Source organism: Paraburkholderia sp. MM5482-R2 (genome assembly GCF_050436125.1).
In the GTDB taxonomy this organism is placed as follows: domain Bacteria; phylum Pseudomonadota; class Gammaproteobacteria; order Burkholderiales; family Burkholderiaceae; genus Paraburkholderia; species Paraburkholderia tuberum.
This window is the reverse complement of record NZ_JBNDLP010000001.1, coordinates 585,088-604,280: the sequence shown is the minus strand read 5'-3', so window position 1 is coordinate 604,280 and position 19,193 is coordinate 585,088. Positions and strand designations below refer to the sequence as shown.

Genomic DNA, 19,193 nt, shown 5'->3' with positions numbered 1-19,193 from the left:
GTCATTCCTCCAAGGAATGAATCATATCGCCGACACATGTCTTCCGCCGGGACGCCGGACAGGGCACAGTTCACATCCAGTAGGGCCACCCCATTCAGATCTTCTACAAGAAGTCATCATGAAGTCACTCTTTTCTCCGGCCGCGATTGGCCCATACGCACTCAAGCATCGCGTCGTGATTGCACCGCTCACACGCTTGCGCTCAAGCACGGGCGATGTTCCCAACGGCCTGATGGCAACGTATTTGCGCCGATCATGCCCGGTAGCGGCTTCGCGGTGCAAGCGGGGGCAGCGGACGGCGCGGCTGAGCTGGTGCGACAGCTGTTCGATAGTCGCATCAGCTACCCGGCCGGCCACCTTCGAATCGATATGCTGACGGCCGAGTCAGGGTTCGAGACCGTCGTCGTGATGCCCGTGCAAACCTGGATCGCAATGCTGTCACCGGAACGTTTCCGGATTTCGCGCGGGGACAATTTCAAGGAGCAACAAAGATGGAACTCAAGCAAGAGCTTATGGCTTTTCGCGCCGAATACGAGCGCACGGCACCAGCCGAACGGATTGCACTTTACAACGCCAAGGTGGAAGAACTAAAAGCAAGCTTCCAGATCGGCGGCGTGCTCGCCGCAGGACAGAACGTACCTGATTTTGAGCTGCCCAGCGCATGGGGGCGGACGGTTTCGCTGGCGGAGTTTCTTCACAAGGGCCCCGTAGTTCTGATCTTCTATCGTGGTGGGTGGTGTCCCTACTGCAACATTCAGCTCAGAGCGTACCAACAGGTGCTGCCAGAGCTATCGCAACTCGGCGCCAACCTGGTTGCCATTTCGCCCCAGTTGCCGGATGGGTCTCTCTCCACCGCCGAGCGCAATGCACTTGACTTTGCGGTTCTGAGCGATGCCGGCAATGGCGTCGCCCAGTCGTTCGGTCTTGTCTATTCGCTTCCGGAAGAACTGCGCCAGGCCCTGCGTTCGGTCGACAAGGCGCTGCCAGACATCAATGGCGACGAAAGCTGGCAATTGCCGGTTCCCGCGACCTTTGTGATCGCAAGCGATGGACGCATCGCTCTGTCCCATGTCGACATTGACTACCGAGGGCGCTGCGAACCTGATGTCGTACTCTCAGCGCTCCGCTCGCTACAATCGGCGGCCCCCATCCAGGCTTGAAGCTCGAGGAGTTCGTCCCGGCTGCGTCCACGCGCGATTCCGTCAGTCCGCGCGGGCGGGCCTCAATCCTCGGGGGAATTGCCCTAGTCGTCGTGCGCCGGCACAGGCGGTGCACTTCAAGCACTTTGCGCCGGAACCCAAGGACTACGCCGTGAACCGCTATGACTTCGAAGCGTGGCGCCACTGGAGCATCGTCGACGCGCATTTGGCGCAATACCGCTACATGCTCGGCGAGGAATACACGCTGGTGGACATGGCCGTATGGGGATGGGCCTGCGTCGCGCCGTTCGTCCTCGGCCCCGACGCATGGGACAAGCTGCCGAACGTCAAGCGCCTGTTCGACGAGATCAATGCCCGCCCGGCAGCGCAGCGCGCTGAAGCGATCAAGGCGCGCCATGCATTCAAGACCGAGCTGGACGACGAAACGCGCAAAGCGCTGTTTCCCCAGAACGCACGCCTGGCGACTGGCGCCTAACTCGGCTGGAACCGAAAAAATGAGGGTCTTTTGAATTTGGAGTGGGTAAGAATCTGCACATTTTTTGAGCGCGGGGTCGGGCTCCAGTGACGACGCCCCACCCCTAAGTGAGCGCGTCAATGGCTCGCTTCGCCGGACGTCCCGTCCACCATTGACCCATGCTCACATGCTCGCGCGACAGATCGATCTGCTGCAGAGGCATGACGTGCTCGTGGCTGCTTGACTGCATACGCGGTTTGATCCATTCCGCGCTGCTTCGGCCGAAGACGCCACTGACACGATCGACGCACGAAGGTCCGTTGTCTGAGGCCGAGCCGCCACTCGAATGTCGGAGGATGCGTTTGTTGGAACGGCTGCAGTTGGCCGAACGCGGGCCGACGGCGAACGCACCAAACCGACCCAATCCGGCCGGTCGATCATCGCCGAACCGGTCATTCAGTTAAGCGGTTCCGTCGAAGTTGTTGTTAGGCGGGACGTCGTTGTCTTGCTTCATCGGCGCACGCCTTTCGTAGGGCTTTGATCTCCCTTCTGTTCGGATTCGGCCAACCAGTGAGATTGAGAATTGGCTGCAGGCCATTGATCAAGTCGCGTTCGACGACGGCATAATCGGTATCCGCATGCACAGAAATCTTTAGATTCCCCCGCATCCAATCGGTCAATTCATTTTCGCCTTCTCGATCGAAACGGTAGTTCGTGAAGTCGGTATTCGACGCCCCGCGTCCGCGGGGGCGTGGTGTAAGCTTGAGCTGTTGCTTCAGGATCGCACCGATCGAGCGCCGCACCGTTGAGAAGCCCGTGTTGTCCGAGTTCAGGTGAGTGTCGAACTCGCGCTGTGCCAAGTTTGACGACTTCCCAATGTAGACAAGCCCGTTGGCTGGCACCCCAAAGGGGGCGAGCGCATCGCCATTAACGAGAAAGGATGCATACACGCCTGGACAACTCGGCGCACTCACTTGATCTGGATTGGACATCCTACACAGGAGGGCCTCAACAATCTGGTCGTAAAGCATGGTCACATGTCGGTCTAACGGGTTATCTGCAAGTCGTAGGCAATGCCGCTGTCGGTCACGCATAGGCCCGTACCCTGCTGGGTCCATCCACTGAAGGTGAACACGCACCGGAGGTTGTGACCGTCTACCGACTGCGCCAGCACATTGCCATTACCCACGGCGCTGACGCCCACGGCGTTACCGGTAAAGGTCTGCGCGCCCGCCATTCCGCTCGCCAGTGAGAACGCCCCGCCTTGCACGTACACGTATTTACCGGTGTAGGTCTCGTCGCCTAGAGTGATCGCCACGGACTTGTCTATCTGCTTCGCCACGCCGTGGGCCATGGCTCCCGCGCCGCGCGGCATGAGCGTTATATCGTACGTCGCGCACCCGCTGATCACAAACGTCGCTGCTACCGCAGCACAAAGTGCCCGTTTCATCCCAACCCCCTGTATTTTTATCAAGCGGAAGCAGCGCACTCCACCCATGTGGGCGCCAGTTCCAGTGCAATTGCATTGACCCCGCGTACCTTACGGTCGCCCGAGTTTGGCATGTTACGGGCGGTGTAGTCGAGCGGCGGCATCTCCCCGCCCAGTTCACGATATTTGCTCGCTGCAGCATCCACTACCGGGCTAGCGGTCGCGCCAGAAAAGACCACGGATTGTTTTCAATCTACGACGATTGATCCAATGTCGGTTCGTGGCCGACCAGCGCCTGACGAACGAGCGCGACGATCGTCTCGGGCGTGCGAGCTATGCAAAAGGCATGAGCCGACCGTGAACCGACCTTCGACTTTAGCGAAAGCAGCCATTCAAGGACCGGCGGTGGTCCGAATCGGAACTCGGGTAGGCGGCCGAGTAGCAGGCTTGCTGTTTCATCGATATGAAGCGACGATACCCTTGGCCACTCGGCAGACGTTAGCTTTCCAACAAACTGCTTTCAAACACGGGGGGCACCATGGGCACCATACAAAAGGTGAAAGGCGTAGGCTTCGGTCTTGCGGCAATCGCGTTGACTCTGGTCGGGCTCGTGATTCCGGTGGTGCTCATTTTCGGGATCACGTGGCTCAGCGTTCACTTAGCGCCTTGGCTGCGCCCGGCCTTCTCACTGACATTGCTCGCCTGTATTTTTGTCTTTGCGCCGCTGGCCGCATTCCGTAAGACGCGAGGTTTCTCGGCGGTCGCGCTCATGATTGCATCGTTCGTCTTCGGTGCAATCCTCTGGATCGCGTCAGTATTGGTGACGCTTCAGCTGTGGGGAACGCTGGCGTTATGGATCGGAATTTTTATGATGGGTGTCGGCGTTGTCCCGATAGCGATCTTGGCCGCGCTTTTTCACGGTGACTGGTCCCTCTTGGGGAGCATCGCCATCCTGCTTGTTGCGACGTTCGGCGTAGGAGGCTTAGCTCTGTGGATAGGGGCGCGCACCTAGACCGTTTGTTGACGGGAGGCCGGTATCAAGCCGTAAAGATTGTCGACTAACGGGACGCCTACTGCGAAGGTCCGCCTGTGGCAGAACGGTGCCTGTACCTTGCGGGTGCCGACAGTGGCCCAAACCCCAGTCTGTTTCGCCGTCTCTAACACCCTGTCGATCTTGATGCCGAGATATCAAACTTCAACGTTCAACCAGACACGCCCGAGTAGTGCAATTCCTTGCTCGCTCGCGTCAATCGCATTCACCGAGGACCCGGTAAGGCGCGAATACTAACTGATGCTTATTTCCGCACCAGGAGGACGTCGTACACTTTGCCGCCGTCGTCTACGCATACGCCGCCACCACTGGCTCCCTGGCCGCGAAGGTCGCATCGCAGCCCGTGACCGTCGCTGGATGAGAGCAGCGCCTTGACAAACTTGTCGCCAATCGAATAACTATTTGTGAACGCACAATAGAGTTTGACACAACGCACTCAGCTAAATCAGCGGCTTACGTGGCAGCGACATGGAGCCAGCGGAAAATAGACTTTGACACAAACGGCTAGCGATCGAATGAACTCGCCGATCTTGCGACAATAGACTTTGACACAAAGGGTCCCACGCAAGACTTCATGGCAGTCGCCGAACTCTTCGATCAGACGGAGCGACGCGGGCGGGTTAGCAAGTACCTCGCGCGCCCGGCGCGCGCCGGGCTTCGCCTTCGGCGGGCGAGATTCGCGACTGCTCAAAAAAACCGTGCTCAACCAGAAACGCCTTCCCTACCCAAAGATTACGTTCCTCGCGGCAGCCGGACGAGTACAGCGCCACGAGACTGACTCGATTTCGACGCTGCGGCTGCTCATCGCTCGTGCCATTATCAACAGACTCCAGCGGTGTCCATGCTGCTGGGCAGTGAAGCTAAATTTACGGTACGACTGGCGGAAGTTATGGCCGAAGAATGTAGAGTAGAACTGCGCAGAGAGCAAAGGAGCCGATAGAGAAGGCCCATCTTATTGCCTTCCCATGGTAAGGGTTACGATGGCCTCGCGGCTCTGAGAACACGTTTATGCGTTCGCGTTCGAGGAACCAAAGAAGTACCACCATGAAACACGCAATGTGATAGCGCTCCATTACTGTGTCGACAGCAGCCATCAGCAGTGCACCCGCCACGAGGATCATCAACTCTGCGCCAACGGCGGGCCATGCATCCCGTACCAGCGCTCTCGTGCCCGCTGCCACCCGCATCGATGTGCTTCTCATGCTTCTCACGCTTCCTCCTCAATCCTGCTCTCCCCGGCGCCAACTCGAGTGGGGCTTACAGACTCTCAGCTGCCCCAGGCTCAGCGCTACCGTGCGCCGCCACGCCGGCCCGCAGGCGCGGAAGATATCCGCGACCTCCAGCACAGGGTGCTCCGCGTGCGACCGGGCTAGCCGGCGGGCAGGCGGTCCAGCGGACTGATCACCTTGCGCAGGAGGTCAGTGGCAACCTGGGTATAGAGCGTGGTGGTCTCGATCTGCCTGTGTCCAAGGAGCACCTGGATCACGCGGATATCCTCCTTCTGTTCCAGCAGGTGCGTGGCAAAGGAATGCCTCAGCGTGTGCATGGATACGCGCTTGTCGATGTTTGCGGTCTCGGCGGCCGCATGGATGGCGCGGGTCACTTGCCGCGTGCTGAGCGGGTCGATCGGATCGAGGCCCGGAAAGAGCCACCCGCCATCGAGCATGCAGCCCTGGGCACGGGCAACGCGCCACCAGACGCGCAGACGTTCGAGCAGGACCGGCGAGAGCATCGCGTAGCGGTCACGGCGGCCCTTGCCCTGCTCGATGCGCAGGGTCATGCGCTGGCTGTCGATGTCGCTGACCCTGAGCGCGACCACTTCGCTCGCACGCAGCCCGGCGCCATAGGCGACCGACAGCGCGGTCTGATGCTTGAGGTTTCCGGCTGCCGCGATGAGCCGGCGCACCTCCTCGGGGCTGAGCACAACCGGGAGCGTGCGAGGCACGCGTACCGGCTGCATCCGCGCCATCAGCTCAGGCCGGCCGAGCGTGACTTCGAAGAAGAACTTCAGACCGCTGATCGCGGCGTTCAGCGACACCGGCGACGCGCCGTGATCGACCAGATGCAGCTGGTAGTCCCGGAGGTCCTCGACAGTGGCGCTATCGGGTAAACGCCCGAGGTATCGGGCGAACTGACGTACGGCACGCAGGTAGGCGGCCTGGGTCTTGGGTGCGAACTTGCGCATGCGCAAGTCCTCAAGCATACGGCGGCGCAGCGGGCTGATGCCCGGATCGGAGGAGGTCATGATGGGGCTCCTGCTGGAGGACGAGGCGGATTGCCTCAACCACCAACATAAGCGCCGGCACCACTGGCCTCCCATTCGCCGCCAGAGACGGGCCGCAGCCCCCTACCGCGCGAGCGGTTTAGTCCCATCGGCCATAGCCGACGGACAGTGATTAGGAGCCCTGCGGCGGCCGCACCTTGCTTTGCGGACATTCACAAACCGGCGTCGACGAATGGCAGCTCTCCCAGCCGGTGAATGAGCCGTCACGACCCGAGTCGGTCGGCCCCCATGCCCGGTACCAAATGAGCGTTTTCGAAGCACAGCGGCCACTATGCAGAGGGTTGACACACGCTGTGCGAATATGCCCGGTCTGCGATCCGTCGTGATCGTCCCTCACCCGGGGCGTTAGCGACATGTGTTCACCGCGTCGGCATGCGAGGCGGGAATCGTGTATCGATTAGCCGCTCTCGCACTCCGGTTTTTATTTGAGGTCGACCGTGACGAAGCTTCGTGCGTGATTGCGCTGGATCAGCAACGCTGCCTTCTTGCCAGCCTTTGCCGCGAGCGACGCCAGCTCATCCTGCGACGCGACCAGCGTGCCGTTCAACGACAGCACGACATCGCCCGGCTTGATGCCGGCAGCGGCCGCTGTCCCCGACACGTCATCGACCATCAGGCCTTGAGGAAGGTCCATGCTGTGCCGTTCCTGGTCGGTCAAAGAATGCATCGTGAGGCCAAGATGATCGAGCGCGTGAAACTGCCGCGAGCCTGCGTCAGAGCTTGGGCCTGCAACCCCGCCCGCACCTGCGTTCGCCTGTTGCGACGCTGGCCCGATATTCACCATCACCGTCATCGGCTTGTGATCGCGGATCAGCTTCAGCGGGACTTTCGTTCCGGTCTGCAACGCCGGGTTCTGTCCGGTTAGATCGGCCGCGTGGTCGATAGGCTTGTCGGCGAGTTGCACGATCACGTCGCCCGTTTTCAGATTGCTCGCCGCCGCCGAACTGCCCGGGTCGACCGACGTCACCAGCGCGCCCGCCGCGCGCGGCAGGCCGAACGCGCTCGCCAGATTCGTATCGACGTCCTCTACCTGAATGCCCAGATTGCTGCGCGCATTGTCTTGCGCGCTTAGCTGGCCCTGCTGGGCTTGCTCAGCCTGCAACTGCGAGCGCACCTTGTTCGCCATATTGATCGGGATTGCGAACGTCAGGCTCTGCAGGCGATCGCTATCGGCATACACCTGGACGTCGATGCCGACCACTTCGCCCGCGCGGTTGAACACGGGACCGCCCGAGTTGTCGGGGTTCAGCGACACGTCCGTCTGGAAGAACGGAAAGGTGCTGCCATCGGCGAGCGTGCGCGACGTCGCGCTGACGATGCCCGCCGTGACCGTGTTCTGATAGCTGTCTGGCGAACCGATCGTCAGCACCTGCTCGCCGACGCGCACGCGCGCCGAATCGCCGAGCTTGACGGTAGGCAGCTTCGTCGCGTCGATCTGGATCACGGCGATGTCACTTTGCGTATCGACGGCCACGATTTTCGCCTTGAACTCGCGCCGGTCGGTCAGACGCACAGTCACGTCACCCGACTGATCGACGACATGCGCCGTCGTCAGAATGAGACCGTTCGGGCTCACGATGAAGCCCGATCCGACGCCCGACATCGCGCGCGGCGTAGCGCCCTGGCCGTCTGGCGATTGTGGCAAGGCCTGCTTGAAGAACGCGAAGATGGGGTCGTCACCGTCGACCGCTTCGGCACTGGGACCGAAAGCAGGCGTCGCGCTCGCGGGCGCATTCACCGGCACTGTCACGCGGATATTCACAACCGCTGGCCCATAGCGCTCGACGACCGCCGGAAAGTCGATTGGTGCGGCCGTGCTGGCGGTTGCAGCGCTCTTTTCCCTCGCTGGCGCGGTGGCGGGCGCCGAAGGTGGCGCTGATGCAGGAGCAACCGCGGAAGCAGCTGCCGGAGAAGTGGCGACTGCGGCTGCGTCCGCGCAGGAACAACCGGTCAGACATGCCATTGTTACGGCGGTGTAAAACCAGATGCGAGACAGAGTTGAGTGGGTCGATTTGGTCAGGTCAAACACAGCGCACCTCCCATGGTGCCTTGCACTGTGAAGAAATTATTTCGCGCGTGTGATAGCGCCGAGCGTTCCAGTGCGCTCGCGCGCAGGGATGCGATCGACCCGATACATGATCTTCGATGGATCAAAGTCGACTTGAGATTCGGCTGCAGCATGTTTGCCAGCAATGGGCCATCAGGACGCAAACGGTTTGCTCGCTCGTCCTCTTTTATTTATAGGGAAGCAGCGGGCAAATTGCAGCGAGTACAAATCCTGGCGTGCGTCAAAGGGTTGTCGTCGGGGGCGTTTCATGCGGCGGTGCAAAAAGCGCCGACGATCCGTTCCTGCGCATAGGTAAGCGCGTCGTCGCCGGCCGCTTCTGACTGGTCGGCCCCGCGCTCGCCGCTGATGCTCAGTAGCCTTTTGTCGATGACAAGGCGCTGAGAGCGCGCGTTTCAAATGTCCCTGATCGACCCTGAACCGCCGTTCGGACTCGGGCCACCGCAACGACCGCTTCCGAAGTACAGCCGCCGCTGCGCCCCATCGAGTTGATCGGCGAGTAACCGATCCGCTGGAACGGTCGAATCGGCTAGCCGGCTGGAACGGGAAGCTTCGGTATGAGTGTGTTTGGGTGCTTACCCAGTTGCACTCCTATTGCACGTTCTGGATCGATCTTTACGGCTGGCGACGTTCGTAATGGTCAGCAGCATCGATCTCCGTTACTTGATTACGGCGATGCCCATTCCTATACTGCACGCACTGACAAGCGACTGAAAGTCAAGCGCGAATGTGCGTCCGGTCGCGCGATAAGCTTAAATATCGCTTGCCGCCGTTCGCTACTGGAGGCATGCAATGAACAAGACCTTGAGGCACCTCAGTGCGTGCGGGCTTTGCGCGCTGTTCACGCTCGTCGCGCCGCATCCCGCCCTCGCTCAGGACAAGCTCGTCGAAGAAGCGAATGCGACCTGGAACAAGGATTTCAACAAAGGCGACGCTCACGGGCTCGCCGCGCTATACGACGAGAAGGCGGTCGTATCGCCGGGCAACGGCAAGACCGTTCAAGGGCGCGAGGAAATAGAAAAGCTCTTCAAGAGCTACTTCGATGCGGGCGTTCACGATCACACGATCGACGTGGTGCACGCGACCCGGGTCGGCAACGTGATGTACGAAACGGCCAACTGGTCCGCCGTGCAGGAGAAGGACGGCAAGAAGACGCAATTCAAAGGCGTATTGCTGAAGGTGATGACCAAGAGCGCGGACGGCAAGTGGCGCACGACTGCGCACACTTGGAACGCGGAAGAAAACAAGTGAAGCCGCGTTCACCGCGCTCCGGTCTACTCTAGTCGGGAAGCGCGAGCACCGGCGCCCGCCGACCACAAAAGATCAACTCCGCGCGATCGAAGTGCCGTCGCCGACCGGTACATCTTCGGGCGAGGCGATCGTCGCGCACCGAGGAGCAGGCCGCACGACTTTTCCTTTCGATCGAGCGCTGTTCATCTGTCCGGACGCGACATCGGGCGCCGTCCTATATGACGGGCAGGTGGCTTCATATGCGATAGGGGCGAGTCCGAAGTTCGCGAAGTTTTGACGGAAAATGACATCCTCGGCGAATGAAGGTCCGTGCCTGGTGCGGAGCCAACGTTCGAGTGTCCGTACGGCAGCGCGGGCAACCGGCCGCTGATGGCCTCCGCCCTGATGCGACCGGCCGTGCCCGACCCTGACCAGCCCTTCAGGCCAGATTGCGGGTGTCCGTTTTAGCGTTGATATCGGCCTGTCGTTGTTCGCAGGACTCAGTTCCTCCGTCTAGCCAGTTTGGTACCTTGAGGAAAGCACTCTAGCCATAGCCAACATTTGCCGCTTGCCGCCCGCGAGCGCCTGCGCGGTTGCGGAGTCCATTTGAGGTCAACCTTCGTTCCAGTGAAGGTCAGATGGGAACGCGTATTAAAGCGTCGCAGAGTACCTGCAAAGCGTGAACCGAAATCGTGGTGTCGTAAGAAAGCGGCACATGAACGAGCGCCTGTGCCGCTGCAGGAACGACAAGTCTGGAAGCGGGGTTTATAAGGAAACAAAAAGACTGCTAAAACGCGATTACTTCTCCACGACGCCCAGTAACGTCTGTCTACCTCCGACATATTTGTACAGCGAAATTACGCCGTGCCGCAGATCACCTTTCGAATCGAACTGCGTTTCACCGAGCACACCGTGGTAGTCGGTGGCCGGCATCGCGGCGAGAATCTTCGCGGAGTCGGTCGATTGCGCGCGCTTCATCGCAGCGACGATAACGCCCACCGCGTCGTATGCGAACGGTGAGTTCAAGACCGGTGCATAGCCAAAACGCTTCTTGTAACGTTCGACAAAAGCTGGTCCTCCGGCCATTTTCAGCAGCGGCGCACCGGCAATCGAGCAGATCACGTTATCGGATGCGTCGCCGGCAAGTTTGGCCAGATCGTCGGCACATAAACCGTCACCGGCCAGTACTTTCACCGTCATGCCGAGTTGCTTCGCCTGCTTCGCGAACGGGCCGCCCGTGCCGTCAAGTCCACCGTACATGATCGCGTCGGGCTTTTCGCCTTTGATTTTGGTGAGAATCGCGCGGAAATCGACCGCCTTGTCGGTGCTCGCGTCATGTGACAACACCGTGATGCCGTCCGCCTTCGCCTGCTTCTCGAATTCGACGGCAAGTCCCTGACCGTAGGCGGTCGAGTCATCGACGATCGCAACCGTTTTCACCTTCAGCGTTTTTGCCGCGTAGTCGGCAAGCGTCGGACCTTGCTGAGCGTCCGTCGCGACGACACGATACGCAGTCTTGAATCCCTGCAGGGTGTACGCCGGATTCGTCGCGGATGGCGACACCTGCACGATACCCGCATCGTTGTAGATCTTTGAAGCGGGAATGGTCGAGCCCGACTGCATGTGCCCGACCACCGCGACAACCTTGTCGTCCGCCAGTTTCTGGGCAACCTGGGTCGCCTGACGCGGGTCGCCGGCATCGTCCTGTGCGTCGAACACCAGCGTCACCTTGCGTCCGCCGATCACGAGGCCGCTCTGGTTGATTTCCTCAATCGCGAGGCGCGCGCCGTTTTCGGTGTCCTTGCCCAGGTACGAAGCCGGTCCGGTCACGGGCGCGGCTTCGCCGATCTTCACCATCTCGTCGGCACGGGCGACGCCCATTGCAGCGGCCGCCAACGTTCCCAGAATCCCGACAGTCGCCATGCCGCGACCCAAGGCTATGCTTTTGCTCATGCTTCACCCGAAAAAGTAGTTGTGGTTGGCCGGGACGAGCGGCCAGCGCCGTCTGTCGACCGGACGCACAAGCCGCACGCGTCTCAATGCGGCCGGTATGCCTGCCTTCGCTGGAGCGTGCCGCACCTCGGGGCGCGGCGTCGTTCGTTAGCGGTTACAAATTTATGCAGCCAGAATGCCGCGGCATTGAATCGATCTGCCGGAAAATAGAAGAATTGCGGCAAGCGCCAGCCACACCGATTCGCAACCCGTCACCGTATAATCAGAACGAACCGCCCACGAGTTCGCGCATGCCGACTGCTGCCCCTCCTACTAGCGTTTCCCAGCCCCATGCGCAGGCGGCTCACGAACTGGTCGAGCAGTTGGACGCGTTACCGCGTACGCTCCAGAAACGCGAAAGCCGCTCCGAAGCGGAATTGAGCGTTGGCATCCTCTTATGGCCGCGCTTTCCCATGCTGTCGCTCGCCGGCCTGTGCGATGCGCTGCGCCATGCCGCGGATCGCGGCGACCAGAGCCGGCAGTTGCGCTGCCTGTGGACGATCGTCGGCGTGCAAGGCGAATCGGTCGAGGCGAGCTGCGGTATTCCGGTGCAGGTGCAGTCCGCGTTTCCAGACGTCGCGCAATTCGACTATCTGGTCGTGATAGGCGGCCTGCTGCCGCATCTCGATCACGTCGACCGTCGCTACTGGGATTATCTGAAACAGGCCCTCCACGCGGGCATTCCGCTAGTCGGCATGTGCACCGGCAGCTTCGTGCTGGCGCGTGCGGGCCTGCTCGAAGATCGCGTCGCCTGCGTGCACAGCTTCCATCTCGACGACTACCGGCGCATGTTTCCGGCCTTGCGTGTCATCACGCACGCCGACTATCTGATTGACGGTGACCGTATCACCTGTGCGGGCGGGATTTCCGTGGTCGAACTGGCCGCGCGCCTGATCAGCCTGCATTGCGGGCCGGATCGCGCGTCGAAGGTGATTCATCAGATGACAGTGAGCCGTCAGGGCGGCTCCTCGTTTGTCGAGCGGCGCGCGGCGCTCGGCTACCTTTCCGTCGACGATGCCACGGTGCGTCACGCGGTGCTGCTGATGGAAGAGAACCTCGAAGCACCGCTGAACATTGCCGTCATCGCGAAGATGATCGGCACCAGCGTGCGCAATCTCGAACGCGCGTTCATGGCGGAGATGGACACATCGCCGAACGAGTTCTATCGGCGCATGCGCATGCGCTACGCGCGCTGGATGCTCGTCAACACGGCACGCAAGATTACTGACATTGCGTACGAGTGCGGCTTCGCCGACTCGGCACATTTCATCCGCGTGTTCCGCGAGGCTTATGGCGTGACACCGGGCAAGCTACGCGCGTCGCGGAGCGCCGCCGCGGCCTGACCCTCGCGGGCCGCGCGCGGCGCATTTCGTCTCGTCCCTCAGGCATCTGTCGCGTTTCTTCTATTTTCCGGCAGATCGGTGCAATTCCTCTGCGTCGATGCCACCGTACAGTGTAGTTATCGGGCAAACCATGCATCGCATGGCACACGCCCCAACGCAAATCACCCCAGAGAGCGAGTACGGCAGCATGCGGATATTGATCGTCGGCGCAGGCGTCATCGGCTTGTCGAGCGCGTATTACCTGAGTCGCGCGGGCCACGACGTGACGGTCGCCGACCGGCACGCGGACGTCGCGGGCGAGACCAGTTCCGGCAACGGCGGCCAACTGTCGTACAGCTATGTCGCGCCGCTCGCCGGCCCTGGCGTCGTCTCGAAGCTGCCGCGCTGGCTGACGCAGCGCGATTCGCCGGTGCGTCTGCGGCCCAAGCTGAGCGTCGAGCAATGGCGCTGGTGCTTCGAATTTCTCTCAGCATGCACTCGCGAACGCAGCGAACTGACGACACGCAGTCTGCTGTCGCTCTCGTTCCTGAGTCGAACGCTCATGCACGAGCTGATCGGCACAGAACCCACGCTCGACTTCGACTTCGTTCGCTCGGGCAAGCTCGTGGTGCACCGTGACGCGAACGCCATGCAAAATGCCCTGAGTCTGCTCGAATTCCAGCGCGCGCTCGGTTGTGAACAGCAGGCGCTGAGCGCTGACGCCTGCGTCGAACTAGAACCGGCGCTCTCACACGTCAAGCCGCTTCTCCAGGGCGGCATTCATACACCGAGCGAGGAAACCGCCGATTGTTTGCGCTTCTGCGAAGGCCTCGCGGCCGTGTTGCGCGAACGAGGCGTTCGCTTGCTGATGAATACGCCGATCGACACTTTGAGACTCAACGCGAACGGCGACGTGGAAGCTCTCCAGAACGGCGCACCGCTCGCAACAGATCATATCGTCGTCGCGTCGGGCGCCGGGGCGGCACACCTTCTGAAGGCGCTGCATATCCGTGTGCCGGTCTATCCGCTCAAGGGTTACAGCCTCACGTTCGATCTGCAACCGGAGACGGTCGCGCCGCGCCTCAGCGTCACGGATTTCAGCCGCAAAGTCGTTTATGCGCGACTGGGTGATCGATTACGCGTTGCGGGAATTGCCGACATTGAAGGCTATTCGCTCGAAGCCGATCCCATCCGGCTGGGGACGCTGCATACCGAGACAGCCGCTCTGCTCCCTGATTTGACCGGGTCCATCACTGCCCGCGAATGGACCGGCCTACGCCCGGCTACCCCACGCGGCACGCCGATTGTCGGACCGACACGTTACCGCAACCTGTGGCTCAACGTCGGCCACGGCGCGCTCGGATTCACGCTCGCGACGGGTTCCGCCGCGCTGCTCGCTGACTGGCTGGCAAGCAGCACCGGCCACGAACTGCGCCGCACGTTCGCCCTTTCCAATTAATGCCGCGATGCGATGCGTTTCGCGAGCGCGTTCCCCCTACCTGATCAAACCCGCATGACAGCAAAGCCCAACATCCTGGTAATCGGCACCGGCGGCACCATTGCCGGCCGGGCCAAAGCCGCCGTCAACACGTCTGCCTACCTGTGCTCGGTGCTTGGCATCGACGAGGTTCTCGATACCATCCCTCATGCCTTGGCGCTGGCCAATCTGCGCTCGGAGCAGTTGCTGCAAACGGGCTCCGAGAACTTCAATAACGAGCATCTGCTCGCAATCGGCAAGCGCGTTGCCAATGTGCTTGCCCGGCAGGATGTGGACGGTGTGGTGATCACCCACGGCACCGACACGATCGAGGAAACCGCGTATTTTCTGCATCTGACGCTCAAAAGCGTAAAACCGGTCGTCGTAGTCGGATCGATGCGCCCACCGTCGGCGATGAGTTCCGATGCGGCGCTTAATCTTTACGATGCAATCGCGGTCGCGGCGCACCCGTCGTCGAGCGGCATCGGCACGCTGGTCGTCGCCAATAGCGAAATACACACTGCGCGCGATGTCGTGAAGAGCAACAGCTTCAAGCTCGAAGCGTTTCGTTCGCCCTATGGTGCGCTTGGATATGTGATCGAAGGCGTGCCGCATTACTATCGCCGCCCATCGCGCGCGCATACGCTCGACACGCCGTGGTCGCTCGACGGGCTTGCCGGCCTGCCCAAAGTCGACATCGTCTACGGATACGGCGCACTCGAGTCCGATGCGCTCGCGTCAATCGCCGCGAATGCGCGCGGGCTGATCTTTGTAGGCACCGGCAACGGCAACGTCGCCAGCCATCTGCTCACGACACTTCGGGAAGCAGCGCGGCGCGGCGTGCACGTGGTTCGGGCATCGCGCACCGGCAACGGCATCGTGCTGCGCAACGGCGCGCAACCCGACGACGAGTATGGCTGGCTGACCGTCGACGACCAGGTTCCGCAGAAAGCCCGACTGCTTCTCACGTTGGCACTCACGCAAGGCTGCGACACGAATACGTTGCAGGCCGCGTTCGAGCGCTATTGAAACCGCCGTTCCTGACGACCAACTCTCATCTGACCCGACACAACATCATGCATTTCATTACCGACGACCATGTGCGCCGTCTGATCACCATGCGCGACGCAATTGCCGAACTGCGCCTTGCGCTGATCGAACACGGCGCGGGCCGCGCATCGGTTCAGCCGCGCGTCAGAACGAAGGGCGAGCATGTATCGATTAGTGCGATGGGTGCAATCCTGCCGAGCGCGGGTGTGTGCGGCGCGAAGATCTATTCGACGCATCGCGGCCGGTTCGATTTCGTCGTTCCGCTCTTCTCGAGCGAAGACGGACAATTGATGTCGATCCTCCACGGCGATGCACTGACCGAATTCCGCACCGCCGCAGTCACGCGTATCGCCAGCGATGCGCTCGCACGGCCCGATGCACGCGTGCTCGCGGTGTTCGGCACCGGCCGGCAGGCCAGAGCCCATATCCGGGCGCTCGCCGACAATTCCAGCATCGAGCGCGTGCTGATCGCCGGAATCGACCATGTCGCGCAGACGGTTGCGGAAATGCAGGCGTATTTCCCCGACAAACTGATCGAAGGCAGCCACGCGCACGCAGCCGCTCAGGCCGCCGATGTGATCGTCACCGCGACGCGAAGCGCGACGCCCCTCTTTGACGGCACGTGTGTGAAGGCGGGCGCATTCGTCGCGGCGATCGGTTCGAGCAAACCCGATGCGCGCGAACTCGACGACGCGCTGTTGGCGCGCGCGAGCACGCTTGTCGTCGAATCGCTGGAGCAGGCGCGTACCGAAGCGGGCGATCTGCTGATGGCCGCGTCGGGTGTTGTCGACGGGGACCGCGTCGTCGAACTCGGCGTGGTACTCACGAATCCCCAGATTGCGGATCGCGCACGAGGCGACGTGACAATTTTTAAGTCGCTCGGCTTCGGTCTTTCGGACATTGCGCTAGCCGGCCTGATCACACGCCGTATGACCCGCGAAGAGTAGTAGCACGCCTTCCAGATCATGTATTAAATCGCCGAGACTGTGAGTGAATGACTGGCCGCGATAGCCCCACTTTGAGTCATTCGGCGTCACGGTGCGATGGTCGGTTCATGGCCGATCCCGGAAATCGAGCGGCCTCCGGTGATCGTCGGCCGCACCGCCGCGTCGAACTTCCGTAGCCGACCCACAACTGCCTGTCGGCTCGACACGCCCCCAATGGCCGTTTGCGAGGTGCAACGGCCGCTTAATCTCGCGGGTCGCACGGCAGGTCGATCGGCATTGCTGCCACTGGGACCGTTGGGCTCTACGTCAGCAATGTGGCAGATTGCTGACGGTGGTGGTATTGAGCCCCTGTTTTCACGAGAATCTCCTTTAACGAGCGTTGCCGTAACGTCCGGTTGCGATGAGGCGAGGCAAACGCCCGAACCGCCTCAAGAACAAAAATAATGCGAATGAAAGTCCGGAAGAAGAGGCCGTACCGAGGCGATGACAGTTACGAAGAAAGCGCATTTCTCGTTTGCCGGCCCGGAACCGAGTCTGGAAACGTAGGCGTTCCTGGGCGGGCAGGCGCATCGAGACCGCTACATTTGTGTGTATGACTCTGGATGGCGGCCTGCTATTCTGTTTGAATTGCACGCTGCCCTATCCGCGGACGGCGAATTTCCTGATCGAGCGTCGTCATGAGATCGTCAGGCCTCACGGTGCGCAGGTTCAGATCGGCGGCTCAGGAACGCGCGTTCCGGATGGACTATGCGCGGCGCTTCTTCGGACAGCGCAGGCTCGCCATCACAATCTTCACCGTGCTGTGGGTCGTGTTTTCCGTCCACGACCTCGGGCGATTAGACATACTCGATCCCGCCCACTTGCACCACAAAGAACTCTGTGTCCTGAGAATCGCCGGGACGATCGGCATGACGGTGCCCGTTCTGTTGTGGAGCCGACACGCACTCGACGAGCGCTGGAGCGTCGGGCTGCTCAGTGTCTGGACGCTCAGTTGCTGGTTCGCGGTCCTGAGAATGGTACAGATCTATCCGGGCGACCTGGCCTGGCGGGAGGCCTATCCGATCCTCACGTTTGCCCTTTTCATGATATTCATGGCCTTCCGGCTTCGAGTAATTACGGCGGCGTGGCTGGTCGGCCTATGCGTCGTCAGTTATCTGGTGATGCTCTATCTCAAGCCCGATGGCCAGAGCGTCGGCGCGCGCATGGAGTCGGTGATCGCGCACGCCACGATGGTGCCGATGATGTATATCGTCGGTTTGCTCGTCAGTATCCCGCTGGAACGTGCCGCGAGGCGCGAATTCATGTACCGGCGCACCTTGCGCGCGGCCAAGGCGCGCGTCGAAGCGGCTTCGCGTGTGGTCAACGAGCAGAACCGACGCATGCAAGAGCTCGTCAGGGAGAAAGAGCGATTCTTTTCATCGGCGTATCACGACATCCAGCAGCCTCTGGCCGCAATCAACCTTTTCATCCGAAGCGCCCGGACGAGGATCAGGGACGGATACGCCGTGGATCGCGAGCTCGATGTCGTCGAGGAGACCGCGTCCGACATCCTCGACATGTTCAAGGACATTCAGGACTACAGCGAGCTGGGCTCATATGTTCCCCATGTCGTACCGGTCGACACCCACGGCCTGTTGACCGAGGTCTTCGAGCAGTACCGGGAGACGGCCCGATTGCGTGGCATCGATCTAAGGATCGCGGGACGGCGAGGCTACCCCCGTCTATCGCGACCGACCGGTCGCTCTTCAAGCGGGCTGTATCGAATCTCGTATCGAACGCGATCAAGAACACATCATCGGGTGGCGTTGTGCTTGGCTGGGTGCAACTGAATGAACGGCTGCGCATCGATGTATGGGATACCGGCATCGGCATTGCGCCCGCACATCGCGACGCGATCTTCTCCGAGTACTATCAGATCAACAATCCGGGGCGCGACCGTTCGAAAGGACTGGGACTGGGGCTGTCGATCGTGCAGCGTGCGATCCATATCCTGCCGGGACATGGCATGAGTCTCGCGTCCGTGGAAGGGCGCGGATCCCGATTTTCGCTTTACGCGACGGTTTCGGCATCCGCCCCGACAGTCGGCGAAAATGCTCAGGATGGCGACGTCTGCATGCCCGATCTCGCTGGCACGTTCATGCTCCTGTGCGACGATGAACCTACCGTGCTCGAAGGCCTGAGGCGTCTTTTCTCGAGCGCGGGCGCGCTCGTGCACGCCGCCGAGTCGATGGCTGGATTCGAAGCCGTCCTTGCCGATGACAGCCGCATTCCCGATCTCATCGTCGCCGATATTCGTCTGCGCGAGGGAGTAACCGGCAAGGAGGTTGCTGATCGGCTCAGGCGTCATTTCGCGTGGGCCGGCGTGATTCCCGTCGCATTTATCACCGGCGAGCTGCTGTCCGATCACATCCTTCGCGACTTTCCCGAACCGTTCGTGCTATTGCGCAAGTCCTCCGCCCCGAAAGACCTGCTGGCCGAGATTAGCCGGTTCGTGACCGCTCGACGGAAGGTGAATCTCGATCTCGCGAACGATCAGTGACTGAAAGCGTCCCGAGCGTAACGCCCTTCTCTGCCAGCATCACGGTGAGTGCTGCACGGCGCCGCAACTTGAAGTATGCGAACAGATGACTGATGTATTGGCCCATGCAAGGCCCGGTGGTCCCCTTGATACGCTCGATTCGTCTAATGGTGGATGAAAACCGCCACTTTTCAGGCGGCGCCATGTAGATCCA

15 protein-coding genes and 1 pseudogene are annotated in these 19,193 nt (G+C 61.1%); 11 read left to right on the top strand and 5 right to left on the bottom strand.

All coding sequences use genetic code 11. The features are described 5' to 3' along the window. Nucleotides 1–16 precede the first annotated feature (16 nt). From OKW37_RS02740 to OKW37_RS02730, 3 genes and pseudogenes are all read left to right on the top strand, one after another. Entirely contained in the window at nucleotides 17–376 is a 360-nt protein-coding gene (locus OKW37_RS02740; protein ID WP_429401122.1) for a hypothetical protein, read from the top strand. 115 nt (nucleotides 377–491) lie between these two features. After that, nucleotides 492–1,160: a peroxiredoxin-like family protein gene (locus OKW37_RS02735; RefSeq protein ID WP_429401120.1), complete on the top strand. Its 669-nt coding sequence runs from the start codon at nucleotides 492–494 to the stop codon at nucleotides 1,158–1,160. A gap of 103 nt (nucleotides 1,161–1,263) precedes the next feature. After that, nucleotides 1,264–1,635 (top strand): annotated as a pseudogene (locus OKW37_RS02730) (glutathione binding-like protein); the annotation flags it as partial. 464 nt (nucleotides 1,636–2,099) lie between these two features. Here OKW37_RS02730 and OKW37_RS02725 read toward each other — a convergent pair. Together OKW37_RS02725 and OKW37_RS02720 are read right to left on the bottom strand one after the other, a co-directional pair. Continuing rightward, nucleotides 2,100–2,645, bottom strand: coding sequence for a GIY-YIG nuclease family protein (locus tag OKW37_RS02725; protein ID WP_429401118.1), 546 nt, complete (start codon nucleotides 2,643–2,645; stop codon nucleotides 2,100–2,102). A 14-nt stretch (nucleotides 2,646–2,659) separates the two neighbouring features. Further along, complete coding sequence (locus OKW37_RS02720; RefSeq protein WP_429401116.1) at nucleotides 2,660–3,064, bottom strand: hypothetical protein; 405 nt, start codon at nucleotides 3,062–3,064, stop codon at nucleotides 2,660–2,662. Nucleotides 3,065–3,581: 517 nt separating this feature from the next. Here OKW37_RS02720 and OKW37_RS02715 point away from each other — a divergent pair. Beyond that, nucleotides 3,582–4,055 carry a hypothetical protein gene (locus tag OKW37_RS02715; protein WP_429401114.1) on the top strand — a complete coding sequence of 158 codons (474 nt, stop codon included), beginning with the start codon at nucleotides 3,582–3,584 and terminating at the stop codon, nucleotides 4,053–4,055. 1,408 nt (nucleotides 4,056–5,463) lie between these two features. Here OKW37_RS02715 and OKW37_RS02710 read toward each other — a convergent pair. Together OKW37_RS02710 and OKW37_RS02705 are read right to left on the bottom strand one after the other, a co-directional pair. Next, a complete protein-coding gene (locus OKW37_RS02710; protein WP_429401112.1) occupies nucleotides 5,464–6,339 on the bottom strand; it encodes a tyrosine-type recombinase/integrase in 876 nt (291 codons plus the stop codon). Nucleotides 6,340–6,799: 460 nt separating this feature from the next. Then, nucleotides 6,800–8,341, bottom strand: coding sequence for a trypsin-like peptidase domain-containing protein (locus OKW37_RS02705; RefSeq protein ID WP_280783377.1), 1,542 nt, complete (start codon nucleotides 8,339–8,341; stop codon nucleotides 6,800–6,802). An 894-nt stretch (nucleotides 8,342–9,235) separates the two neighbouring features. Here OKW37_RS02705 and OKW37_RS02700 point away from each other — a divergent pair. Then, nucleotides 9,236–9,694 (top strand): YybH family protein, encoded by a 459-nt coding sequence (locus tag OKW37_RS02700; RefSeq protein ID WP_429401110.1) that lies wholly within the window; start codon nucleotides 9,236–9,238, stop codon nucleotides 9,692–9,694. A gap of 777 nt (nucleotides 9,695–10,471) precedes the next feature. On the opposite strand, the gene OKW37_RS02695 is transcribed toward OKW37_RS02700, so the two are convergent. Continuing rightward, nucleotides 10,472–11,596: a branched-chain amino acid ABC transporter substrate-binding protein gene (locus OKW37_RS02695; protein ID WP_429401711.1), complete on the bottom strand. Its 1,125-nt coding sequence runs from the start codon at nucleotides 11,594–11,596 to the stop codon at nucleotides 10,472–10,474. Nucleotides 11,597–11,916: 320 nt separating this feature from the next. On the opposite strand from OKW37_RS02695, the gene OKW37_RS02690 reads away from it, so the two are divergent. The 6 genes from OKW37_RS02690 (at nucleotide 11,917) to OKW37_RS02665 (ending at nucleotide 19,000) form a co-directional block, all read left to right on the top strand. Next, complete coding sequence (locus OKW37_RS02690; RefSeq protein ID WP_026225747.1) at nucleotides 11,917–13,008, top strand: GlxA family transcriptional regulator; 1,092 nt, start codon at nucleotides 11,917–11,919, stop codon at nucleotides 13,006–13,008. 187 nt (nucleotides 13,009–13,195) lie between these two features. Beyond that, nucleotides 13,196–14,446, top strand: a complete 1,251-nt coding sequence (locus tag OKW37_RS02685; RefSeq protein WP_429401709.1) for a D-amino acid dehydrogenase — start codon at nucleotides 13,196–13,198, stop codon at nucleotides 14,444–14,446. A 54-nt stretch (nucleotides 14,447–14,500) separates the two neighbouring features. Next, nucleotides 14,501–15,493: an asparaginase gene (locus OKW37_RS02680; RefSeq protein ID WP_429401108.1), complete on the top strand. Its 993-nt coding sequence runs from the start codon at nucleotides 14,501–14,503 to the stop codon at nucleotides 15,491–15,493. Nucleotides 15,494–15,540: 47 nt separating this feature from the next. Continuing rightward, entirely contained in the window at nucleotides 15,541–16,461 is a 921-nt protein-coding gene (locus OKW37_RS02675; RefSeq protein WP_429401106.1) for an ornithine cyclodeaminase family protein, read from the top strand. Nucleotides 16,462–17,138: 677 nt separating this feature from the next. After that, a complete protein-coding gene (locus OKW37_RS02670; RefSeq protein ID WP_429401751.1) occupies nucleotides 17,139–18,290 on the top strand; it encodes a sensor histidine kinase in 1,152 nt (383 codons plus the stop codon). Continuing rightward, nucleotides 18,185–19,000, top strand: a complete 816-nt coding sequence (locus OKW37_RS02665; RefSeq protein ID WP_429401707.1) for an ATP-binding protein — start codon at nucleotides 18,185–18,187, stop codon at nucleotides 18,998–19,000. The genes OKW37_RS02670 and OKW37_RS02665 overlap by 106 nt, the downstream gene beginning before the upstream one ends. Nucleotides 19,001–19,193: the final 193 nt, after the last annotated feature.

Coding starts and splice junctions, on each gene's coding strand:
- OKW37_RS02695 (WP_429401711.1), bottom strand. CDS start 11,596: ATGGCGACTGTCGGGATTCTGGGAACGTTGGCGGCCGCTGCAATGGGC.
- OKW37_RS02680 (WP_429401108.1), top strand. CDS start 14,501: ATGACAGCAAAGCCCAACATCCTGGTAATCGGCACCGGCGGCACCATT.
- OKW37_RS02735 (WP_429401120.1), top strand. CDS start 492: ATGGAACTCAAGCAAGAGCTTATGGCTTTTCGCGCCGAATACGAGCGC.
- OKW37_RS02715 (WP_429401114.1), top strand. CDS start 3,582: ATGGGCACCATACAAAAGGTGAAAGGCGTAGGCTTCGGTCTTGCGGCA.
- OKW37_RS02710 (WP_429401112.1), bottom strand. CDS start 6,339: ATGACCTCCTCCGATCCGGGCATCAGCCCGCTGCGCCGCCGTATGCTT.
- OKW37_RS02685 (WP_429401709.1), top strand. CDS start 13,196: ATGCGGATATTGATCGTCGGCGCAGGCGTCATCGGCTTGTCGAGCGCG.
- OKW37_RS02705 (WP_280783377.1), bottom strand. CDS start 8,341: ATGGCATGTCTGACCGGTTGTTCCTGCGCGGACGCAGCCGCAGTCGCC.
- OKW37_RS02700 (WP_429401110.1), top strand. CDS start 9,236: ATGAACAAGACCTTGAGGCACCTCAGTGCGTGCGGGCTTTGCGCGCTG.
- OKW37_RS02670 (WP_429401751.1), top strand. CDS start 17,139: ATGAGATCGTCAGGCCTCACGGTGCGCAGGTTCAGATCGGCGGCTCAG.
- OKW37_RS02725 (WP_429401118.1), bottom strand. CDS start 2,645: ATGCTTTACGACCAGATTGTTGAGGCCCTCCTGTGTAGGATGTCCAAT.
- OKW37_RS02675 (WP_429401106.1), top strand. CDS start 15,541: ATGCATTTCATTACCGACGACCATGTGCGCCGTCTGATCACCATGCGC.
- OKW37_RS02740 (WP_429401122.1), top strand. CDS start 17: ATGAATCATATCGCCGACACATGTCTTCCGCCGGGACGCCGGACAGGG.
- OKW37_RS02690 (WP_026225747.1), top strand. CDS start 11,917: ATGCCGACTGCTGCCCCTCCTACTAGCGTTTCCCAGCCCCATGCGCAG.
- OKW37_RS02720 (WP_429401116.1), bottom strand. CDS start 3,064: ATGAAACGGGCACTTTGTGCTGCGGTAGCAGCGACGTTTGTGATCAGC.